19 protein-coding genes are annotated in these 21,149 nt (G+C 72.5%); 11 read left to right on the top strand and 8 right to left on the bottom strand.

Translation table 11 applies throughout. The features are described from left to right. Positions 1–50: 50 nt before the first annotated feature. Both OOK38_RS31330 and OOK38_RS31335 read right to left on the bottom strand, forming a co-directional pair. Positions 51–1,553 (bottom strand): FAD-dependent monooxygenase, encoded by a 1,503-nt coding sequence (locus tag OOK38_RS31330; RefSeq protein WP_266849116.1) that lies wholly within the window; start codon positions 1,551–1,553, stop codon positions 51–53. A 13-nt stretch (positions 1,554–1,566) separates the two neighbouring features. Continuing rightward, positions 1,567–3,117 (bottom strand): FAD-dependent monooxygenase, encoded by a 1,551-nt coding sequence (locus tag OOK38_RS31335; protein ID WP_266849118.1) that lies wholly within the window; start codon positions 3,115–3,117, stop codon positions 1,567–1,569. A gap of 320 nt (positions 3,118–3,437) precedes the next feature. Here OOK38_RS31335 and OOK38_RS31340 point away from each other — a divergent pair, with 320 nt between their 5' ends. From OOK38_RS31340 to OOK38_RS31350, 3 genes are all read left to right on the top strand, one after another. Then, positions 3,438–4,166: an SDR family oxidoreductase gene (locus OOK38_RS31340; RefSeq protein WP_266766246.1), complete on the top strand. Its 729-nt coding sequence runs from the start codon at positions 3,438–3,440 to the stop codon at positions 4,164–4,166. Beyond that, complete coding sequence (locus OOK38_RS31345) at positions 4,160–4,594, top strand: hypothetical protein (RefSeq protein ID WP_266849119.1); 435 nt, start codon at positions 4,160–4,162, stop codon at positions 4,592–4,594. Before OOK38_RS31340 ends, OOK38_RS31345 begins: the two co-directional genes overlap by 7 nt. 93 nt (positions 4,595–4,687) lie before the next feature. Continuing rightward, positions 4,688–5,566 (top strand): NmrA/HSCARG family protein, encoded by an 879-nt coding sequence (locus OOK38_RS31350; protein WP_266766244.1) that lies wholly within the window; start codon positions 4,688–4,690, stop codon positions 5,564–5,566. A gap of 47 nt (positions 5,567–5,613) precedes the next feature. Here OOK38_RS31350 and OOK38_RS31355 read toward each other — a convergent pair whose 3' ends face one another. After that, a complete protein-coding gene (locus tag OOK38_RS31355) occupies positions 5,614–6,231 on the bottom strand; it encodes a DsbA family protein (protein WP_266849121.1) in 618 nt (205 codons plus the stop codon). A 330-nt stretch (positions 6,232–6,561) separates the two neighbouring features. Between OOK38_RS31355 and OOK38_RS31360 the strand changes: the two genes are divergently transcribed. The 6 genes from OOK38_RS31360 to OOK38_RS31385 are packed head-to-tail and all read left to right on the top strand — an operon-like array spanning position 6,562 to position 13,676. Further along, positions 6,562–7,590: a methyltransferase gene (locus tag OOK38_RS31360; RefSeq protein WP_266849122.1), complete on the top strand. Its 1,029-nt coding sequence runs from the start codon at positions 6,562–6,564 to the stop codon at positions 7,588–7,590. A gap of 56 nt (positions 7,591–7,646) precedes the next feature. Continuing rightward, positions 7,647–9,266: an FAD-dependent monooxygenase gene (locus tag OOK38_RS31365; RefSeq protein ID WP_266849124.1), complete on the top strand. Its 1,620-nt coding sequence runs from the start codon at positions 7,647–7,649 to the stop codon at positions 9,264–9,266. After that, a complete protein-coding gene (locus tag OOK38_RS31370) occupies positions 9,263–10,222 on the top strand; it encodes an aromatase/cyclase (protein ID WP_266766240.1) in 960 nt (319 codons plus the stop codon). Before OOK38_RS31365 ends, OOK38_RS31370 begins: the two co-directional genes overlap by 4 nt. Next, positions 10,219–11,415, top strand: a complete 1,197-nt coding sequence (locus OOK38_RS31375; protein WP_266849126.1) for an FAD-dependent monooxygenase — start codon at positions 10,219–10,221, stop codon at positions 11,413–11,415. The genes OOK38_RS31370 and OOK38_RS31375 overlap by 4 nt, the downstream gene beginning before the upstream one ends. After that, on the top strand, positions 11,391–12,878 hold the full coding sequence (locus OOK38_RS31380; RefSeq protein WP_266849128.1) for an FAD-dependent monooxygenase: 1,488 nt from the start codon (positions 11,391–11,393) through the stop codon (positions 12,876–12,878). The genes OOK38_RS31375 and OOK38_RS31380 overlap by 25 nt, the downstream gene beginning before the upstream one ends. A gap of 54 nt (positions 12,879–12,932) precedes the next feature. Continuing rightward, a complete protein-coding gene (locus OOK38_RS31385) occupies positions 12,933–13,676 on the top strand; it encodes an antibiotic biosynthesis monooxygenase (RefSeq protein WP_266766237.1) in 744 nt (247 codons plus the stop codon). A 76-nt stretch (positions 13,677–13,752) separates the two neighbouring features. Here OOK38_RS31385 and OOK38_RS31390 read toward each other — a convergent pair whose 3' ends face one another. The 5 genes from OOK38_RS31390 to OOK38_RS31410 form a co-directional block, all read right to left on the bottom strand. Next, positions 13,753–15,639: a hypothetical protein gene (locus OOK38_RS31390; protein ID WP_266849130.1), complete on the bottom strand. Its 1,887-nt coding sequence runs from the start codon at positions 15,637–15,639 to the stop codon at positions 13,753–13,755. Continuing rightward, on the bottom strand, positions 15,636–15,971 hold the full coding sequence (locus tag OOK38_RS31395) for a 4Fe-4S dicluster-binding protein (RefSeq protein ID WP_266766235.1): 336 nt from the start codon (positions 15,969–15,971) through the stop codon (positions 15,636–15,638). Before OOK38_RS31395 ends, OOK38_RS31390 begins: the two co-directional genes overlap by 4 nt. A gap of 30 nt (positions 15,972–16,001) precedes the next feature. Continuing rightward, positions 16,002–16,796 (bottom strand): DUF3050 domain-containing protein, encoded by a 795-nt coding sequence (locus OOK38_RS31400; RefSeq protein ID WP_266766234.1) that lies wholly within the window; start codon positions 16,794–16,796, stop codon positions 16,002–16,004. A 121-nt stretch (positions 16,797–16,917) separates the two neighbouring features. Then, positions 16,918–18,426, bottom strand: coding sequence for a glutamine synthetase family protein (locus OOK38_RS31405; RefSeq protein ID WP_266766233.1), 1,509 nt, complete (start codon positions 18,424–18,426; stop codon positions 16,918–16,920). Positions 18,427–18,428: 2 nt separating this feature from the next. Beyond that, positions 18,429–19,742, bottom strand: coding sequence for an amidase (locus OOK38_RS31410; protein WP_266766232.1), 1,314 nt, complete (start codon positions 19,740–19,742; stop codon positions 18,429–18,431). A 270-nt stretch (positions 19,743–20,012) separates the two neighbouring features. On the opposite strand from OOK38_RS31410, the gene OOK38_RS31415 reads away from it, so the two are divergent. After that, entirely contained in the window at positions 20,013–20,459 is a 447-nt protein-coding gene (locus tag OOK38_RS31415; protein ID WP_266766231.1) for a carboxymuconolactone decarboxylase family protein, read from the top strand. 17 nt (positions 20,460–20,476) lie between these two features. Next, on the top strand, positions 20,477–21,142 hold the full coding sequence (locus tag OOK38_RS31420) for a sulfotransferase family protein (RefSeq protein WP_266766230.1): 666 nt from the start codon (positions 20,477–20,479) through the stop codon (positions 21,140–21,142). Positions 21,143–21,149: the final 7 nt, after the last annotated feature.

The following is a 21,149-nucleotide window of genomic DNA, read 5'->3' on the forward strand; positions in this document are numbered from 1 at the left end:
GCAGGTTTTGGCAGTCTGGCCGGGGGCCTTGGACCCCCGGTCGAGAGCTCCTAGGGCTGGGGCCGATCTTCGGTGGTGAACCAGCGCTCCAGGGCCTGGGTGAGGTCGTCGGTGGTGCCGGGGGAGGTCCAGGCGACGTAGCCGTCGGGGCGGATGAGGACCGCGTCCAGGACATGGTCGGGGTCGGGGCCGGGGGTGATGGTCCAGGTCCCGGTGACGACGTCGACCCGGTCGGGGAGCCGCCCGGGGAGCTGGTACGCCGGCTGTCCCGCCGCCGTGCCGGTGCTGGTGTCGGTGGTGATGAGGAGGCCGTGTGCGGTGTGCAGGAGGTCGGCGACGCGGGTGCGGGTGCCGTCGGCCAGGGTGAGTTCGCGCTCGGGCGGCATGCGCCGGCCGAGCAGCGGGTGCTCGCCCTTGGCGAGGTCGTAGCGGATGCCGAGGTTGCTCAGCATCCCGGCCAGGTAGCCGGCGGCGTCCCGGTGGGCAACCAGCTCGCCCATGACCTCACGGACCGGGTCCATGTCCTCGCCGGTGAGCCGCAGCTCGATCGCCGCCCGCGCGTTGCGCGCCAACTGCTCGCCGACGGGGTGGCGTTCGCCGTGGTAGGTGTCGAGCAGGCCCTCGGGGGCCCGGCCCCGGACCGCCGCCGCCAGCTTCCAGCCGAGGTTCACCGCGTCCTGCACGCCCACGCTCAGTCCCTGCGCCATGGCCGGAGGCTGCACATGCGCGGCGTCGCCCGCCAGGAACACCCGGCCGCGCCGGTACTGAGCGGCGGCCCGTGAGGCGTCGGTGAAGCAGCTGATCCAGCGGCACCGCCCGTGGTGGATGTCCTCGCCGGTCAGCCGCTGCCAGGCGTCGGCGAGATCGTCGTAGGTCAGGGAGTCACGGTCGCGCGGCGGTGTGCCGGCCTCGTGGACGACGACCCGGGTCACCCCGTTCTCCAGGTCCATCGCCATGACCATGCTGCCGCCCGGCAGGTTCTCCCCGATACGCCGCTTGCGGGTGTCGATCCCGGTGACGTCGGCCGTCAGGAAGCCGCGCCGGCCCTCGGATCCGGGAAAGCCGATCCCGGCCAGCTTGCGCACGGAGCTGCGCCCGCCGTCACAGCCGACCAGATAGGCGGCACTCTCCTCGCCGCCTCCGCCGGGGCCCTCGAAGGAGACCACGACGCCCTCGGGGCTCTCGCGGAAGCCGGTCACCTCGACTCCGCGCAGGACGGGCACGCCGAGTTCGGCCACCCAGTCCTCCAGCATCCGCTCGGTGCGGAACTGGGAGATGCCCCGGTGCCCGTAGTGGTCCTCCGCCAGCAGGCCCAGATCGATCGGCACCCCGCCGAAGTGGCTGTCGGCGGGCTCGGTTGCGCCGAGCCGGCCGAGCAGGCCCCGCTGGTCGAAGCACTCGGCGGTGCGCTTGGTGAAGCTCGCGCCGCGCGACTCCCGCGCCGGGGCGGCGAGCCGTTCGTGGACGACGACGTCCACGCCGCCGAGCTTGAGTTCGCCCGCCAGCATCAGCCCGACCGGGCCCGCGCCGACGACGATCACATCCCTGGTCATCTGTGTGTGCTCCTCAGCGGTCGATGCCGCAGGCGGTGACCCGCCCGCGGGCCGGGGGCCTGGGACCGGTGGTGAACCAGCGCTCCAGTGCCTGGGTGAGGTCGTCGGTGGTGCCGGGGGAGGTCCAGGCGACGTAGCCGTCGGGGCGGATGAGGACCGCGTCCAGGGCATGGTCGGGGTCGGGGCCGGGGGTGGTGGTCCAGGTCCCGGTGACGACGTCGACCCGGTCGGGGAGCCGCCCGGGGAGCTGGTACGCCGGCTGTCCCGTCGCCGTGCCGGTGCTGGCGCTGGTGTCGGTGGTGATGAGGAGGCCGTGTGCGGTGTGCAGGAGGTCGGCGACGCGGGTGCGGGTGCCGTCGGCCAGGGTGAGTTCGCGCTCGGGCGGCATGCGCCGGCCGAGCAGCGGGTGCTCGCCCTTGGCGAGGTCGTAGCGGATGCCGAGACCGCTGACGATCCCGGCGGCCTGCTCGGCGGCTCCCTTGTGGGCCAGCAGTTCGCCCATGACCTCGCGGACCGGGTCGAGGGCGTCCTCACCGAGGTAGATCTTCGACGCCGCCCGGGCGTTGCGGATCAACTCGCCCCCGACGGGGTGGCGTTCGGCGTGGTAGGTGTCGAGCAGGCCCTCGGGGGCCCGGCCCCTGACCGCCGCCGCCAGCTTCCAGCCGAGGTTGGCCGCGTCCTGCAGTCCGGCGCTGAGCCCCCACGCGGCCAGCGGCGGGATCTCGTGCGCGGCGTCGCCCGCCAGCAGCACCCGGCCGCGCCGGTACTCCTGGGCCAGCGCGGCGGAGTTGCCGCACGCCCACAGCCACTGGGGCTCGGCGTCATCGATCGACTCACCGGTCAGCCGCCGCCACGCGCCCGCGACCTCGGCGAACGTCAGCGCTCCCGGGTCCGGGCGGGCGGGCAGTGCCGGGTCGTGGATGACGATGCGGCAGCGGCCCTCGCCCAGCGGGGTGCACACCACCATGCTGCCGCCCGCGAGACGCTCGCCGATGGGCCGCGGGCGCGGGGCGGCACCGGTGATCTCCGCGGTGTACATGCCCCGGGTGGCCTCCCAGCCGGTGGCCGGGATCCCGGCGAGCGCACGGACGGTGCTGCCCGCGCCGTCGCAGCCGACCACGTACGCGGCGCTCTCCTCGCCCGGTCCGCCGGGGCCCTCGGAACACACCACCACGCCCTCAGGACTCTCGCGCAGCCCGGTGACCTCGCGGCCGCGGTGCACCGGGACGCCGAGCTCCTCCAGCCGGCCGCTCAGCGCCTCCTCGGTCCTGGCCTGCGAGAGGCCCAGCACTCCGCTGTGGTCCTCGTCGAGCATGCCCAGGTCGAAGCGGACCCCGCCGAAGTGCCCCATCGGGCCCCACCGGAACGCGCCGAGGCGGGGGAGCAGCCCGCGCTGGTCCAGCGACTCGGCGGCCCGCCGGTTGAAGCCGAGGGCACGGGACTCCCCGCTCGGGGCGGGCAGCTTGTCGTAGACGCTCACGTCCGCTCCGCCCAGGCGGAGTTCTGCGGCCAGCATCAGTCCGACAGGACCCGCACCGACCACTATCACGTCAGTTGTATTCATTATTTGAGGCCTCTGCACCGTGGCAATAGTTGGCCATCGTGAAGCTACCCAGCGCAATGTCCGACCGCAATGAACTGGAATTCACCGGCACCGGTTCAGTGTTCGACTGCGGAATCGGCGTGCTTGAACACGGCAGTGAACACTTTGGACACGGAGTCCGTGCGACAGCAATATCGGAGATGCCTTCGCGTTCCGCTTCTCACTACGGTGCATGCCGCGCGTAATTCAGATTCTCGAAAACATGCCGCCCGGCCTCCCGGACACCGCGCGGCACACCGTCGCCGGCGCGGACAGGCGGAACCCCGAGAAAGGAGCAGGACGTGACGGTCGAGAAGATCGCGCTCATCACGGGTGCCAACAAGGGCATCGGATACGCCACCGCGCGACAGCTCGGTGAGCAGGGCATCGTCGTCCTCGTCGGTGCGCGGGACGAGGTGCTCGGCAAGCAGGCCGCCGACGCGCTGGCCGCCGACGGCATCACCGCGACACCACTGCGCATCGACGTGCGGGACCCGGACAGCGTGGCCGAGGCCGCCCGCACGATCGAACGCCGGTACGGACGCCTGGACATCCTGGTCAACAACGCCGGCGTCGCGGGCGGCTTCACCGGCACACCCGGCGAGGCGACCGCCGCCGACCTGCGGGAGGTCTACGAGACCAACGTCTTCGGCGTGGTCACCGTGACCCACGCGATGCTGCCGCTGCTGCGCCGCTCCCCGGCCGGACGCGTCGTCAACCTCTCCAGCCACGTGGGGTCGCTGACCCTGCACGCGGATCCGGGCTCCCCGCTGGCAGGCGTCAACATGATCGCCTACCAGTCCTCGAAGACCGCGCTGAACGCGCTCACCCTCGCGTACGCGAAAGAGCTTCGGGACACCCCCGTCAAGGTCAACGCGGCCCTGCCCGGAGTGGTGGCCACCGACATCAACCACCACCGCGGTCGGCGGACCCCCGCCGAAGGGGCCGCGATCGTGGTCCGGCTCGCCCTGCTGGACGAGACCGGCCCGTCGGGCGCCTGCCTGTCGGACGACGGACCCCTGCCGTGGTGACCCGGAACGCGAGGACAACAAACCCGACCCCGGCCGCGCCCCCGCACCCGACCACGGGTGCGACCCCGGCCGCGACCCCGGCCACGGTCCCGCACACGACCCCGTACACGGGCGCGGTACCGACCTCGACCTCGGCCCCGGCCGCGACCCCGGTCACGGTCGCGATCGCGGCCCCGCACCGGGTGATGGCCCCGCATCCGCACCGGGTGATGGCCCCGCACCTGCACCGGGTGACGGCCCCGCACCCGGCACCGGCCGGTGGGACCGGCCGGGGCCGCGGTGGCGCGGGCGCCGGCGAGGACGGGGCCGCCGGGCCGGGCATCGCCCGGGACACCATCGGTTCCTTCCGGGGCACCGCCGGCGTCGTGCGGGACGGCGTCGGCACCGGCCGTACGCCGCCGCGAGCGAGGGCGGTCCCGGCGGCCTGATCCCCAGGGGATCAACGGCCGTTCGCGGCCATCACAACGGATCACCGAAGCCGGGCCGGCGCCCGGCGCGGCAATACGACACGGAGGCAGGCAGTGGCGGTTGAAGGAACGATCCTGGTGCTGGGCGGTACCGGCCGGCAGGGCGGGGCGGTGGCCCGCGAACTGCTGCGGCGCGGGCACACCGTGCACGCCCTGGTCCGCGACCCGGGCAAGGAACAGGCGCGGGAGCTCGAGGAGGCGGGCGCGGTCCTCGTACGCGGCGACCTGGACGACGAGGTGTCGCTGCTCGCGGCGATGCGAGGCGTCCACGGGGTGTTCAGCGTCCAGACCTTCCGCGGCCCCGGCGGCGTCGAGGCCGAGGAGCGCCAGGGCAGGGCGGTGGCCGACGCCGCCGTCCGGGCCGGGGTGCGGCACTTCGTCTACAGCTCGGTCGGCGGCGCCGACCGCGACACCCGCGTCCCGCACTTCGAGAGCAAGCTGAGGATCGAGCGGCACCTGTCCACGCTCGGCCTGCCGGTGACCGTGCTGCGGCCGGTCATGTTCCACGACATCCTCCTGGACATCGCCCCCCGCCCGGAGGGCGACGGACTCGTCCTGGGCCTGTGGCTGGACCCCGGGACCCCGGTGCAGCTCATCGCGACCAGCGACATCGGCGTGTTCGCCGCGGACGCCTTCGAGAACCCGGACGGCTGGCTCGGCCGGACCGTCGAGATCGCCGGAGACGTCCTGACCGGACCGCAGATGGCCGCCGCGTTCGAGGCCGCCTCCGGTGTCCCGACCCGCTTCCGGCAGCTGCCCATCGAGCCGCTGCGCGCGGCCCGCCCCGACCTGGCCAACATGTTCGACTGGTTCGAGCGCGACGGCTACCACGCCGACCTGCCCGAACTGCGCCGCGGCAGGCCCGGCCTGGTCTCCCTGGAGACCTGGCTGAGCGACAACTGGACCGCCCCGCTGGCCGCTTCACCCCGCTGACCGTCGGGGCCGGGGCGGGGCAGGGGCGGGGCCGGGACCGGGGGCTCTCAGGTGAAGATCGGATCCTGGGTGCGGGTGCGCTTGAGCTCGAAGAACCCCTCGGTCCCGGCCACGGCGAGCACCCCGTCCCAGAGCCTCACCGCGGCCTCGCCGCGCGGGGCCGGTGTCACCACCGGGCCGAAGAACGCCACGTCGTTCACCGCGACGACCGGGGTGCCCACGTCGGTGCCGACGCGGCCGATGCCGTCGCGGTGCGAGGCGCGCACCGCGCCGTCGAACTCCTCGGACCCGGCCGCGTCGGCCAGGCCCGGATCGAGGCCCGCGGCGGCCAGCGCCGCCGCGTAGGTGGACCGCTCCTTGGGCGCCTTCTCCAGGTGGAACCGGGTGCCGAGTTCGGTGTACAGCCGGCCCAGCACCTCGGGGTCGTACGCCTGCCCGGCGGCGGCGCACACCCGCACCGGCTCCATCCGCAGGGCCAGGTCCCGGTGCCAGCGCTCGGGCAGGTCGGTACGCCCCTCGTTGAGCACCGTCAGGCTCATCAGGTGCCAGCGCAGCTCCAGCGGCCGGTGCCGGGCGACCTCGAGGATCCAGCGGGAGGTCAGCCACGCCCAGGGGCAGGTCGGATCGAACCAGAAGTCCACGGGGGTCGGGCTGTCGTGCCGCAACGGAGCCTCCTCGAAGTGCCTGTGGGACCGCGGCCGTCGGTCTGCGGCCGGTGCGGGCGTGCGCCGCCCGCGCGGACACCGGGGCCCGCCGCGCCGCCGGCCCCGGGTCCGTCATCTCACCCGGATCCCTCTCGGTTTCCATGGCGGGCCGGAACAACCTGACAAGGGCGGGCCGGAATACCGGTGGAGCGGCGGTGGAATTGCGCTGTTCAACCGCTCAAATTCCCTGGTTGAACGTTCGAGGGAATTCCGATAATTCCGGAGTTGCGGGCCGCGGAAGCGCCGACCTATCGTCTGGAACCCCGAAAAGGGCGCTATGAAAGGAAAGCCATGTCCGCATTGCCCGAGGTCCGTGACCAGTCCGATTCGTACGAGCTGCTCCATCTCATTCAGGGTGCTGTGATCACCCAGGCGATATCCGTCGCGGCCAGGCTCGGCATTGCGGACGTCCTCGCCGACGGACCGCTGTCCGCCGAGGAGATCGCCCAGCGGGTCGGATCCGACCCGAAGGCGACCCACCGGATCCTGCGGGCGCTGTCCGGGCACGGGGTCTTCGCGGTGCGCGGCGACGGCCGGTACGAGCACAGCGCGCTGTCCGACAAGCTCCGTGAGGACGCGCCGGACTCGATGCGCGGCTTCGCCCTGCTGATGAGCCACCCGCTGCTGCACGAGGAGTGGGGCCACCTGCTGGCCACCGTGGAGAGCGGCGAGCCCAACCTGCCGAAGCTGCGCGGGATGGGCGCGCTGGACTTCTTCCACGCCACCCCCGAGTACGCGGCCGTGTTCTTCAAGGCGTTCGGCGAGCTCTCGGAGTCGGAGACCGACCCGATCCTGGCCGCCTACGACTTCTCCGCCTTCTCCACGGTCGTGGACGTCATCGCCGGCCGCGGCAACCTGCTGGCGGGCATCCTGAAGCAGGCACCGGACGTCAAGGGCGTGCTGTACGACTCCGAGGTCGCCACCGTCGACTCGCCCGCGCTCTTCGAAGCCGCCGGGGTCGCGGACCGGCTGACCATCGAGCACGGCGGCTACCTCGGCAAGCTGCCCGCCGGCGCGGACGCCTACCTGTTCAAGCACATCATTCACGACTTCTCCGAGGCCGACGCCGTCACCGCGCTGCGCAACGCGCGCGAGGCGATCGCCCCCGGCGGCAAGCTGCTGGTCATCGAGTACGTGCTCCCCGAGAACAACGAGAAGCACCTCGGCCACACCATCGACCTCTGGCTGATGCTGATGCTCGGCGCCCAGGACCGCACGCTCGCCCAGTACACCGAGCTGTTCGCCAAGGCCGGCTTCCAGGTCACCCGGGCCGTCCCGACCAGCGCGCCGATCTCGATCATCGAGGCGATCCCGGTCTGATCCCGGTGACACAAGCCGGTCCCCATCGCAGAAGCCGAGGCTCAAGGACAGGAACCATGGATACCGAGGTCATAGTCATCGGGGCGGGTCCTGCGGGACTGACGCTCGCGGCCGAACTCCGCCTCGGCGGTGCCGACGTCACCGTCTTCGAGCAGCGCACCGAGCGGAGCTGGGAGTCGCGCGGCATCGGCTTCACGGCGCGGGCCACCGAGGCGTTCCACCAGCGCGGCATCCTCGACCGCCTGGAGAACATCGAGATCACCCGGCAGGGGCACTTCGGCGGCATCCCGATCGACTACGGGGTGCTGGAAGGCTCGCACTTCGGTGTGCGCGGCGCCCCCCAGTACAAGATCGAGGAAATGCTCGAGACCTGGGCGCTGGACCTGGGCGTGACCCTGCGCCGCGGCTACGAGCTCACCGCGGTGAGCGACACCGGCGACAGTGTCACCGCGACCGTGCGGGGCCCGCACGGACCCGAGCGGTGCACCGCCCGCTACCTGGTGGGCTGCGACGGCGGGCGCAGCACCGTGCGGCGCCTGACGGGTTTTGAGTTCGCCGGCTCGGACGCCACCCGCGAGATGTACCTGGCGGACGTCAAGGGCTGCGACATCAAGCCGCGGATGATCGGTGAACTGCTGCCGAACGGCATGGTCATGGCGGCGCCGCTGGAGCAGGGCTACACCCGCATCATCGTCTGCGAGAACGGCACGCAGCCCGACCGCGGCCGCGAGGTGACCTTCCCTCAGGTCGCGGACGCCTGGCAGCGGCTGACCGGCGACTCCATCCACCACGGCGAGGCCCGCTGGGTCAGCGGCTTCACGGACGCCACCCGCCAGGCCACCGAGTACCGGCGCGGCCGGGTGCTGCTGGCCGGCGACGCCGCCCACATCCACCTGCCCGCCGGCGGGCAGGGCCTGAGCATCGGCGTGCAGGACGCCTTCAACCTCGGCTGGAAGCTGGCGGCGACGGTCAGGGGCCACGCCCCCGAGCACCTGCTCGACACCTACCACGGCGAACGCCACCCGGTGGCGGCGCGGGTCCTGCGCACCACGCTCGCGCAGGGAACGCTCAACCTCACCGGCCGGTCGGTCGCACCGCTGCGCACCGTCATGGCGGAGATCATCGCGATCCCGGCGGTGGCCCGGCACCTGTCCGGCCTGGTCAGCGGCCTCGACATCCGCTACGACCTCGACGCCACCGGCACCCACACCGACGGCGGACCCGCCACCGGCACCGCCGGCGGCCCCGACACCGGCCCCGACGGTGGCCCCGCCACCGGTACGGGTACGGGGACGGGCCGGCCCGCGCACCCGCTGCTCGGCGCCCGGATGGCCGACCGCGCACTGGACCTCGCCGACGGCGGCCATGACCAGGTCGCCCGCCTGCTGCACCCGGCCCGCGGCGTCCTGATCACCGCCGACGCCTCCGGCGACACCGGCCGCCTCGCCGCCGGCTGGTCGGACCGCGTCGACCTGGTCCGGGTCAAGGACTTCCCCGCCGGACCGGAGGAGGACGGCGCCGCGACCGAGTCGGTGCTCGTGCGCCCCGACGGCTACATCGCCTGGACCGCACCGGACGGAGGCGGCCTCGAGGCCGCGCTGCGGCGCTGGTTCGGCGAGCCGGCCCGAGACTCCGCCACCCGAGACTCCGCCACCCGAGAGGAGAGCACGACGTGACCGAGAACGCGGTACGTGAAACGGAACACGCGATCGACGTCCATGCCCCCGCCGCGTCGGTGTACGCGCTGATCACGGACGTCGGCCGGTGGCCCGAGACCTTCCCCCCGACCGTGCACGCCGAGGTCGTCGAACAGGACGGCGACACGGAGCTGATCCGGCTGTGGGCGACGGCGAACAACGCCGCCAAGACCTGGACCTCCCGGCGCGTGCACGACCCGGACCGGCTGAGCGTGACGTTCCGTCAAGAACGGTCGCAGCACCCGGTCGGCGGGATGGGCGGCGCCTGGGTGGTCGAACCCCGCTCCGCCACCTCGTGCCGGGTGCGCCTGCTGCACGACTTCCACGCGGCGACCGACGAGGCGGCCGACCTCGACTGGATCAGCGCGGCGGTCGACCGCAACAGCACCTCCGAATTGCAGGCGCTGAAGGACAGCGCCGAGGCGGCCGGGCCCGCTGAACTGTTCACCTTCGAGGACACCGTGACCGTCGAGGCGAGCGGCAAGGACGTCTACGCCTTCCTCAACGAGGCACACCTGTGGCAGGAACGGCTGCCGCACGTCGCCCGGGTGTCGCTGCAGGAGGACGAGCCCGGCCTGCAGATCCTGGAGATGGACACCCGCACCAAGGACGGCAGCACCCACACCACACGGTCGGTGCGCGTGTGCAAGGCCGCGACGGCCATCGTCTACAAGCAGATCGTGCTGCCCGCCCTGATGACCCTGCACACCGGGCGCTGGCTCATCGAGGACCGCGACGGCGGCGGCGTGTCGGTGACCTCGCGGCACACGGTACGGATCAACACCGACAACATCACCAAGGTCCTCGGCGCGGACGCGACCGCCGACAGCGCGCGGGACTTCGTCCGCACCGCCCTGAGCGGCAACAGCCTGGCCACCCTGCGCCTGGCGAAGGCCTACGCCGAGGGCCTGGCCGGCGAACCCGCCCGGCCGTGACCTCCTCCCGGGCCACCGCGCCGGTCGTCATCGTCGGCGCGGGCCCCGTCGGCCTGCTGCTCGCCTGCGAACTGCGCCGGGCCCACGTCCCGGTGACCGTCGTGGAACGCCTGGCCCGCCCCATGACCGAATCCCGGGCCAGCCAGCTCACCACGCTGAGCGCCGAACTGCTGCACGAGCGCGGCTTTTCGGCGCTGCTCGCCGGGGCCGCGCACGAACCGCGCACCCACTTCGGCGGCCTGGGCTTCGCCCTGTCCCCGGTGGACAGCCCGTACGCGGGCCACTGGAAGGTGCCCCAGTACCGCACCGAGGCCGCCCTGGGCGAACGCGCGCTGGCCCTGGGCGCGTCGGTGCTGCGCGCCCACGAACTGACCGCGCTCACCGACCGTCCGGACCACATCCGGTGCACGGTCAGCGGCCCCGCCGGGCGCCGGCTGCTGCGGGCCGCCTACCTGGTGGGCTGCGACGGCGCGCACAGCACGGTGCGCCGGCTGGCCCGCTTCCCCGTGACCGCCACCCCCGCGACCAGACGGCTGCTGCGCGCCGACGTGACGGGGCTGCGCATCCGCGACCGCCGCTTCGAACGGCTCGGCACCGGCTTCGCGGTGGCGGCCACCCGCGACGGCGTCACCCGGGTCATGGTGCACGCCTTCGGCGACGCACCGGACGAGCAGCACGGACCCCCCGCCTTCGCGGAGGTCGCCGCCACCTGGAAGCGGGTGACCGGAGAGGACATCCACGAGGGCACCCCCGTGTGGCTGGACGCCTTCGACGACGCCAAGGGACAGGCCGACTCCTACCGGCGCGGCCGGATCCTGCTGGCCGGCGACGCCGCCCACTGGCATCCGCCGGTCGGCGGCCAGGCGCTGAACACCGGACTGCAGGACGCCGTCGACCTCGGCCGCAAACTCGCCGAGACCGTGCACGGCCGGGCCGCCCCCGGCCTCCTGGACAGCTACCACGACCAGCGGCACCCCGTGGCGGCCCGGGTGCTCGACCACGTCGCGGCCCAGGAACAGCTGATGTTCGCCGGCCCCGAGGCCGGGCCGCTGCGCACGCTCTGGTCCGAACTGATCGCCCTCGAGGAGGTCCGCGCCCATCTGACGGCGGTGGCGAGCAACCTCGACCACCCGTTTTCGCAGGTACGCAAGGGGAGGCAGGAAAGGCAATGCAGGACTTCGACACAGACGTGATCATCGTGGGGGCGGGGCCCACCGGGCTCATGCTCGCGGGCGAACTGCGCCTGGCGGGCGTCGAGGCCGTCGTACTGGAGCGGCTGACCGAGCCGATGCGCCAGTCACGCGCCCTGGGCTTCTCCGCCCGGACCATGGAGGAATTCGGCCAGCGCGGGCTGCTGGAACACTTCGGCGACCTGGGCGTCATCCCCGTCGGGCACTTCGGCGGCATGCCGCTGGACTACACCATCGTGCCGGGCGGCAACTTCGGCGTGCGGGGCGTGCCGCAGGCGTTCACCGAGGCGATCCTGCACGCGTGGGCCACCGGCCTGGGCGCCGAGGTCCGCCGCGGCTGGGAACTGACCGCACTGACCGCCGGCGACGACGGCGTAGAGGTCCGCGCGAACACCCCCGAGGGCGAACGCAGCCTGCGCGCCGCCTACGTGGTGGGCTGCGACGGCGCCCGCAGCGCCGTGCGCACCCTGTCGGGCATCGACTTCCCCGGCTACGAGGCCACCATCGAGATGCTGATGGCCGACGTCACCGACGTGAAGGTACGGCTGCGCCCGACCGGCGAACTCGGCGACGCGGGCATGGTCGTCGTGCTGCCCGTCGGCCCCAACACCACCCGCGTCGTCGTCTTCGAGCGCGGCGCGGGCGTACGGCCGACCGCGCAGCCCCCCACCTTCCAGGAGGTGGCCGACGCCTTCAAACGCGTCACCGGCGACGACATCCACAGCGGCAACCCGCAGTGGCTGAGCTACTTCACCGACTCCAGCCGCCAGGCCGCCGAGTACCGCAGGGGCCGCGTCTTCCTGGCCGGGGACGCCGCGCACATCCACATGCCGATCGGCGCGCAGGGCATCAGCGCGGGCGTGGGCGACGCCGTCAACCTCGGCTGGAAACTCGCCGCCGAGATCCGCGGCACCGCCCCCGAAGGCCTGCTCGACACCTACCACACCGAGCGCCACCCCGTCGCGGCCCGCATCCTGGCCAACACGCTCTCCCAGCGCAGCCTCTACCTCGGCGGCCCCGAGATGGACCCGATGCGGTCGGTCTTCGCCGAACTGCTGGCCTACGAGGACGTCCAGAAGCTCCTGGTCGGCATGGTCACCGGCCTCGACATCGTCTACGACACCCCGGGCGCCGGCCACCCGCTGCTCGGCCGGCGCCTGCCGGACCTGAAGCTCACCGCCGGGGCGTCCGGCGAGGTGAGCGCCTACGGACTCCTCAACGGCGGGCGCGGCTTCGTCCTGGACCTGCGCGGCGACGCCGCACTGAGCGCCGCCGCCGAACCGTGGACGGACCGCATCGACGTCGTCGTCGCACAGGTCCGCCCGGACGGCGAACTCGCCGACGCCCAGGCCCTGCTGGTCCGCCCGGACGGCTACATCGCCTGGATCGGCGCGGCCGGATCCGGGACGGACGGTCTCACGGACGCCCTGCACCGCTTCTTCGGCGCGCCCCGCGACCCCCGCTAGGACACGACGCCCCGCCGGCGCGGGCACACAACCAAAAACCAGGAGGAACGAACCATGCCGTTCATCAACCCCGAAGACGGGCACCTGACCGTCCTCAACCTGTTCAAGACCGACACCCGCGCCCGGGTCGACACCCTCGTCAAGGAGATGAAGGCGATCGTCGACACCGCGGCGTTCCCCGGCTGGATCTCCAGCACGGTGCACCGCGGCGAACAGAACCCGGGAACCGCGAACTTCATCCAGTGGCGCGGCATGCAGGACCTGGAGACCCGCTACAACGACAGCGAGTTCAAGCACCACACCGTCCCGGTCTTCCGCGAGATCACCACCTTCGTCCGCCTGATGCAGACCGAGGTCGACTCCAGCCGGCGCCACCCCGCGCTGGGCGGCGTCACCGAGGTCTCGCCCGGGCGCGACGACTACACGGTCATCGAGATCCTCGGCGTCGACCCCGCCGAGCAGGGCGCCCTGACCGCCACACTGGGACAGGCCCACTCCTGGCTCGTGGACGTGCCCGGCTACCGCTCGCAGAGCGTGCTGCGCGGCATCCGCTCGCGCAACCTGGAGGGCGGCGAGGGCACCCTGGCCACCGTCGGCGCGGACAACGACTTTGTTGTTGTTTACTCCCAGTGGGACGGCAAGGACTCCTACGACGCCTTCCGCACGCAGACCGACGCCCAGTGGTCCTCCGCCCGCCGCGGCTTCCAGGACCGGCGCAACTCCCTGATCACCAGCGCCGACTGGAACAGCTACCGCGCCGTCCACACCCGCTCCGCCGAACAGCCCGTGACGGTCTGACCTCCAAGGACATCGCCACCACGACCAGGCCCCCTGACACACGGTCAGGGGGCCTCGTCGTGCCGTCACCGGCCGGCTATCCGGCGATCTCGTTCCAGTGCCACGCGGAGTCGAACGCGGTGACCTCGATGTCCGTGCCGCCGGCCACCAGGCCGGCCGCCAGGGTCGTGGCCCCCGCGACGAAGGCGGAGGTGCGGTGCGCCGCCAGCAGGTCCTGCTCGTCGAACGGCAGCCCCTCACACCGCAGCAGCCGCAGGTCCATGAACCCGTTGAACCGCTGCCCCAGAACCTGGACCGGCTGCGGACTGCGGACGGTGAAGCGCACCCTGGCCGCGACATGGCCGTTGTGGTGCTGATCGGAGTAGTACGCGATGTCCGGGATCGCCGGCGGCACGAAGTGGTCACGTGCCGCGATCTCCGGGACCTTGGGCAGGTTGCCGACCAGGAAGTGCCAGGAGTTGTACTGCATCCGCGAGGAGATCGCCCACGCGGTGTCGGCCAGCCGGCCCGCCGAACCGCCGAACAGCCGCGCCGCGTCCGGCGAGGGCACCACACAGCAGAAGAAGTGCGGGATCTCCCAGCCGGCGATCTCCGGATACGCCCCCGCGCGCAGCGCCCTGATCAGCGCCGGCAGCGACCGCATCCCGCGGCTCATCGCGAAGTCGGCGTCGAACACCGCCGCCGCCGCGCACACCGTCTCGTGCACCAGGGACTCCAGCCCCGTGCCGAACGCCCCGTGCGCCCCGGCCAGCCAGCCCGGCGAGGACTCCAGGCCCGCGGCCAGTCCGGCGAGGGTGTCACCGGTGACGGGAAGCCGTTCGCGCAGCCGCGCGCACAGCTCGGCCTCCAGCCGCTCGGCGTCGCTCTTGACCGGACCGGCGACCCGCTCGATCTTGTGCATCAGCGGGCCGTAGATCTCGCGGTAGAGCTGCACGGACCCCATGAGGTCCCGGCGCCGTGCGGCCAGCGCCCCGGCGAGCTCGCCGAGTTCGGCCACCGTGTGCGAGGCCGGCTCCGGCACCGGGTCCAGCGCGGGGGAGGCCGCGTTGTAGGCCGTGCGGGTGCGCTCCAGCAGGAGGGCGACGTGGTCCAGCGTGAGCTGGGTGCCGTTCGCCTCCTCGATGCGGGCGTACCCCGCCGAGCGCACCAGCAGGGTGAGGCAGACCACCAGCAGCACGTCGCTGTCCGACCACAGCTCCAGCGGCAGCCCGGCCAGACTGCTCAGCGCGCAGTCGGGGTGCCCCGGGGGCAGCGTCTTGCCCGTCAGGGTGTTGGGGCCGCGGAAGTTGGTGTACTGGCGCTTTCCGGCGTAGAGGACGAACGGCGCGGTGCGCAGCGCCGCCTCGACCAAATCCTCCAGCAGGGCGGTGCGGCCGTCGGTGCCCGCCTGCGCCAGCCACCGGCGGCAGTCGGCCGCCGACTCCTGCCACCGGCCGGCGGCCCGGGCCAGTTCGGTCCGGTAGCCGGCGAGGTCCTTCTCCGACCACGGCACCCGCAGCACGCCGTCGACCAGGTCGGTCTGCGCGTTCAGCGGGCCCTGGGAGGGAACCCGGACGACGACCCGGCCGCTCGTGTCCAGCCCGATCTCGCCGAGGAAGGCGGTGCCGGCGCCGTCGCCGGCCCGGCCGCCGCCCTGGCCCTCGTCGCGCCAGGACCGGCCGGCCAGGACCTTCAGCGCGGTCTCGGCCTCGACATCCAGCGCCCGCAGCTGGATGTCCGCCGGGACGTGCCCGGCGAGCGTCAGCAGCGTGTCCACGGCCCCGGCCAGGTCCGGCGCGGCACGCGCCTGCTCCCAGACCGCCCGGAGCAGGGCCGGGAACCCGGCGTCCCGCACGCCGGTGCCATCGGGCCCGCCGGTGGCACCGGCGGGCCGGCCGAGCCTGCTGGGCCTGCGGCTCTGCCGCGCCTTGGCCAGGGCCGCCCTGCGGGTGAGGGTGCCGTCCCGCTCGGCGGGCGCCGTCATGCCGGACCCCTGGCCGTCAGGCCGACGTGGTCCCACATGCGGGCCTCGGTGGCCGTCCACTCCTCGTCCACATAGATGCAGTCGACGGGGCAGACCATCACGCACACCGGGCAGCCCGAGCACAGCTCGGGAACGATCACGACGTTGAGTCCGTCGTCGAAGATCGCCCCGAACTCCGGCGGGCAGCCGCGCAGGCACGTGTCACAGGTGATGCATTCCGACGTCTCGATACGGCGCGGCGGTTTCTTCCAGTTCTCGTCGCGGGACTGCCGCGCGATCCGCTCGGTGCGCTTGGAGGCGGCGGTGGAAGGAGTGTCTTTTACCCTTGGCATGCTGTGCTCACCCTCACCAGTGATGGCCCGTCAGCGGGAGCGCTCGGATATCGCGTCCGAAATGCCGTTCCACAGAACCGTCCTGGCCGCGAGCGCGCGGTCGACGGTCTCCTGGCACTCGGCCCACTTGACGGCGTCGTCGCCGCACAGGTCGGCGAGCATCTGCATCGCCATCGGCGTGTGCTCCTCGGCGTCCACCTGGATGTGCCGCCGCAGGTAGTCGACGAACGTGGACAGCGAGCCGTGGCCGGCGTTGAGCGCGGCGACCTGGTCGAACATGTCGGGGATCAGGTCCTCGCGGCCGAAGGCGAACGCCGCGGCCTGGCAGTGCACGGGGGAGTGCTCGATGAACTCCCAGGTCGTGCCCACGAATTCGGTCACCGACCGCGGCACGCCCGCCTCCTTCAGCGCGGCCGGGACCGCACGCCCCTGGCGCAGCAGGGCGATGAAGGTGTCGATGCGCGTGGTGTCCGCGCCCGACTGGCGCATGCCGTCGAGGTACAGCTCGAAGTGGCTGATGAAGCCCTCGCCGAGCTCGTCGCTCTCCTCGACCAGGACGATGTCGTTGATGAGCCGGCGGCTGCCGGTGGCGGCGGACGGCAGCCACGGCACCTCGACGCAGGTCAGCCGGCGCTGCAGGGACTTGAGCAGGGACATGAAGTCCCACACCGCGAACACGTGGTGCTCCATGAACGTGACGACCGCGTCCACGCTGTTCAGCTGGTGGTAGACCGGGTGGCCGAGAACCTTCTGGCGGGACGGCTCGACGGCTTCCTTGAGCGTCTCGACGCCCGAGTTGGTCCCATCCCATTCGTACCGTGACATGCGGCAACTCCCTTGTCTTCAGGTCTGGTTCGGAGAGGTCTGGATCAGAGGTCTGGATCAGAAAAGGTCTGGATCAGAAAGGGCTGGATCAGGGCGGGGCTGGTTCGGTGCGGGACCGACGTCAGAAGGCACCGAAGTACTCGCGGTGCTCCCACGCGGTCACGTCGCCCGGCGCGGTCCGGGCGGGCCCGGCCGCGCACCAGGCGTCGAACCGGGTGGCCTCGCTCTCCTTCAGCTTCGCCAGGCAGGAGGCCAGCGGTGCGCCGAGCAGCCGCTCGGCGCTCTCGCTCGCGCGGAAGGCCTCCAGCGCCTCGCGCAGGGTCCGGGGCAGCGGGGCCGGTGCCGGTGCCGCCTGGGCGGCTTCGGGGCCGGCGAGCAGCCCTTCGAGGCCGGCGTGCAGCTGGGAGGCGATGGCCAGGTAGGGGTTGGCGCACGGCTCGCCGATACGGTTCTCGACGTGGGTGGAGCTGCCGCCGCTGAGGACCCGGATCAGGGCGCTGCGGTCCTCGAACCTCCAGTCGACGGCGGTCGGGGCGAGCGTGAACTCCGGGGCCAGGCGCCGGTAGCCGTTGACGGTCGGGACGGACAGCAGGCTGAACTCCCGCGCCCGCGCCAGCAGGCCCGCGATGTAGGACCGGCCCTCGGCGGAGATGGCGTCCTGCAGCCCGTCGCCCTCGGCGAACAGGTTGAGGCCCGTCTTCGTGCTGGTGACCGACTGGTGCAGGTGCCAGCCGCTGGGGTCGAAGCTCGCCAGGCGCGGCAGGGTCATGAACGAGGCGTGGTAGCCGCGCCGCCTGCACTCCTGCTTGAGCTGGGTGCGGAACAGCAGCATCGCGTCGGCGGCGTCCGCCGCCAGCATCGGGTTGAACGTCGTCTCGAGCTGTCCGGGACCCGACTCGTGCTCGAACGAGCGCAGCGGCAGGCCGAGTTGCAGGAGCATCGCGGCCAGCGGGTCGGCGACGTCGGCGACCGAGTCGTAGGCGCTGTCGAGGTTGAACTGGTAGCCGGGGTTGACCGCCTCCACCTCCGGGGCCGGTCCCTGCAGGCCGAAGCCGTTGCCCGCGTTGCCCACCGGGCCGCCGGTCAGGCGGGTGAGGTACCACTCGACCTCGAGACCGATGACCGGGGACAGGTCCTGGCGGGCGTACTCGGCGCAGACCCGGCGCAGCACGCCGCGGGCGGACAGCGGGTGCGGCGTGCCGTCGCGCAGGTACTCGTCGCCCAGCACCCAGGCGGTCCGCGGCCCGGCCTTGGGCAGCACCTGGAACGTGCGCGGATCGGGGACCAGGACGAAGTCGCCCGCGCCGAGCAGTTCACCGACCCCCACCCCGGCGTCGGCGAGGAAGTCGACGGCCACCGCGTGGCCGGTGTCGAAGAGGAACGGCCCGGCGCTGAAGTCCATGCCGTTGCGCAGCACCGTACGGAACACGTCCGCGGGCACCGTCTTGGACCGGGCCAGCCCGTGCGGGTCGCAGAACACGACCCGCACGAGATCGACCTCCGCCAGCTGCAGTTCGACCTGCTCGGCCGCGGCGGCCTGCCGGTCGTCCCAGAGCCCGAACTCGGCGACGAACGAGGGACGGCCGACACCGCTCTCACCGCCGTGCAGGGACCACGACCTGGAAACCATGGTCAACTTCCTTTCGCTGTAAGGCCGGGGGGAGTCAGGCTGAGGCCGAGCGCCGTCTCGAGGAGCTCGCCCGCCCGGAGCACGAGAGCGTCCTCGCCGACGCGGCCGACCAGCTGGAGGCCGGCCGGGAGCCCGGCCGGGGTGAGGCCGACGGGCAGCGACAGGGCGGGCTGCCCGGTGAGGTTGAACGGATAGGTGGCCGGCGACCAGGCGAGCCAGCGCAGGTCCCGGGCCGCGCCGGCCCCGGGCGGGGCGATCGCGCCCGCGGCGAACGGCTCGAGGGGGACGGTCGCCATGGCCAGCAGGTCATAGCCCTCCATCACCGCGGCGAGCCTGGTCCGCAGGGCGAGCCGGGTCTGCTCCGCGCGGGCCACCGCGGCCCCGCTGACCGAGCGCCCGTAGCGCACGACGGCGAGCCGGCCCTCGTCGCACCACGGCTCGTCCGCGGGCGCGGTGCCGTTCGCCTCGGCGGCGGCGAGGATGTCCACCAGGGCTTCGTAGGGGTCCGGGAACGGGGCCTCGATGCGCTCCACCCGGTGCCCCAGCGCGGCCAGCACCGGCAGGACCTTCTCGGTGGCGTCGCGGACCGCGCCGGACGTCCCCGCGAACTCGATCCAGCCGATGCGCAGCGCGCCGCGCCGCGCATCGGGCACCGGCGCGGCCGGCGCCGACTGGGGGTCGCGGCGGTCGGGACCGGCCAGCACCGCCATCAGCTCACCGACGTCCGCCACACTGCGCGCCAACGGCCCGACATGCGACAGCCGTTCGGCACAGGGCGGAACGTAGGGGATGTGCCCGAAGGAGGGCTTGAACCCGACCACGCCGCAGAACGCCGCCGGGATGCGCACCGACCCCGCCCCGTCGGTGCCCAGCGAGGCGGTGCACAGGCCCGCCGCGACCGCGGCCGCCGACCCGCCGCTGGAACCGCCCGCCGTCCTGCCCGGATCCCAGGGATTACGGGTGGCGGGCCCCACCCGGCTGACGGTGCTCGCACTCCACCCGTACTCCGACGTCGCCGTCTTGCCCACCACGATCGCGCCCGCCGCCCGCAGCCGGGCCACACAGGGCGCGTCCGCGGCGGCGCGCGGGTTCGCCAGCAGCGATCCCCGCCGGGTGGGCAGGTCCCGCGTCTGGATGAGGTCCTTCACCGACACCGTGACGCCCAGCAGCGGCCGGTCGCGGAAGGCGGCCGCACCGCGACGGGCGATCAGCCGGTCGGCCGCCCTGGCCTCGCGCACCGCGCGGGCCCCGGCGACCTCGACATAGGCACCCAGCCGCGGATCCGTCTCACGGATGGCGTCGAGCACGTCCAGCACATGCCCGGCGACCGTGGAATGACCCTCGAGAATAAATTGCCGTGTTTCGCGAATGTTGCGGCAGACCGGCTGCCGGCTCGTGGTTGTGGTGGACTCTGACACGAGACCACTACAAGTCATCGACTGAATTCCGTGCAACTTACGGATTGAGGGTGTTTCATCTGCGCCCATTCCGCAGTTGAACAACAATTTCTTGCGAATGTTTCGGGGCGCCGAGCAGCATGTTTTCCCAGGTAATTCATGCCCGCATATTGCACAGGAGAAGATCCGATGACTCCACGGATGGACAATCCTTCCCTGGTCGTTCCCGGCGCACTGCAGCCCCTGCTCGACCTGACCGAGGTCATCGGCAAGGTCGGCGTGCCGCAGACGACGCTCGACCTGATCCGGCTGCGCGTCAGCGAGATCAACGGCCGCGCCTACACGCTCCCGGCGGGCCCCGACCAGCCCGCCGGCGTCGACACGCGCCTTGCCCGGGTGGCCGCCTGGCGGACCGAGTCCTGCTTCGACGCCGCCGAGCGCTCCGCGCTGGAGATGGCCGAGGCCATCACCTCGATGACCGACCCGCAGGACATGGCCCCGGACGAGATCTGGGAGGAGTCCGCCCGCCACTACAACGACGAGCAGCTCGGCGCGCTCGTCATGCACATCGGCCTGGTCAACTTCTGGAACCGGGTCAATGTCGCCACCCAGCAGGAACCCGCGGTCTGGCGCTGAGGAAAGGGACCCGCACCGTGCTGAAACTCATCAACACCGGCCTGGGCCGGACCGGCACCACCTCACTGAAAGCGGCCCTGGACCGGCTCGGCCTCGGCCCCTCCTTCCACATGTTCGACATCGTCGGCGACGAAGAACGCCTCAAACAGTGGGAGAAGATCGTCTGCGACGGGCAACGCCCCGACTGGGCGGCCCTGTTCGACGGCTACGACTCCGCGGTCGACGGCCCCTGCGCGGTCTACTACCAGCAGATCAGCCAGGCGTTCCCCGACGCCAAGGTGATCCTCACGGTCCGCGACGCCGACAGCTGGTACCGCAGCACCTACGACACGCTGTACCAGTTCGCCCTGCGCAGCGCGCAGAACCCGCCGCCGCCCGGATCCCAGCAGGCCCGGCTGTTCCGCGTCACCAGCACCATGGTCTGGGACGGCCTGTTCGGCGGCCGGTTCGCCGACAAGGACCACGCCATCGAGGTCTACCACCGGCACAACGAGGACGTCGTGCGCACCCTGGGCGCGGACAACGTCCTCGTCTACGACGTGCACCAGGGCTGGGAACCGCTGTGCGCCTTCCTCGGGGTCCAGGCGCCCCCGGAGGACTTCCCGCGCGCCAACGACAGCGCGTCCATGCGCCGGCGGATCGCCCAGGCGTCCTCCGGAACCGGCCCGGTCCCCACCGGCTGAGACAGCG

This window comes from Streptomyces sp. NBC_00568 (genome assembly GCF_026341855.1).
Taxonomy (GTDB): Bacteria; Actinomycetota; Actinomycetes; order Streptomycetales; family Streptomycetaceae; genus Streptomyces.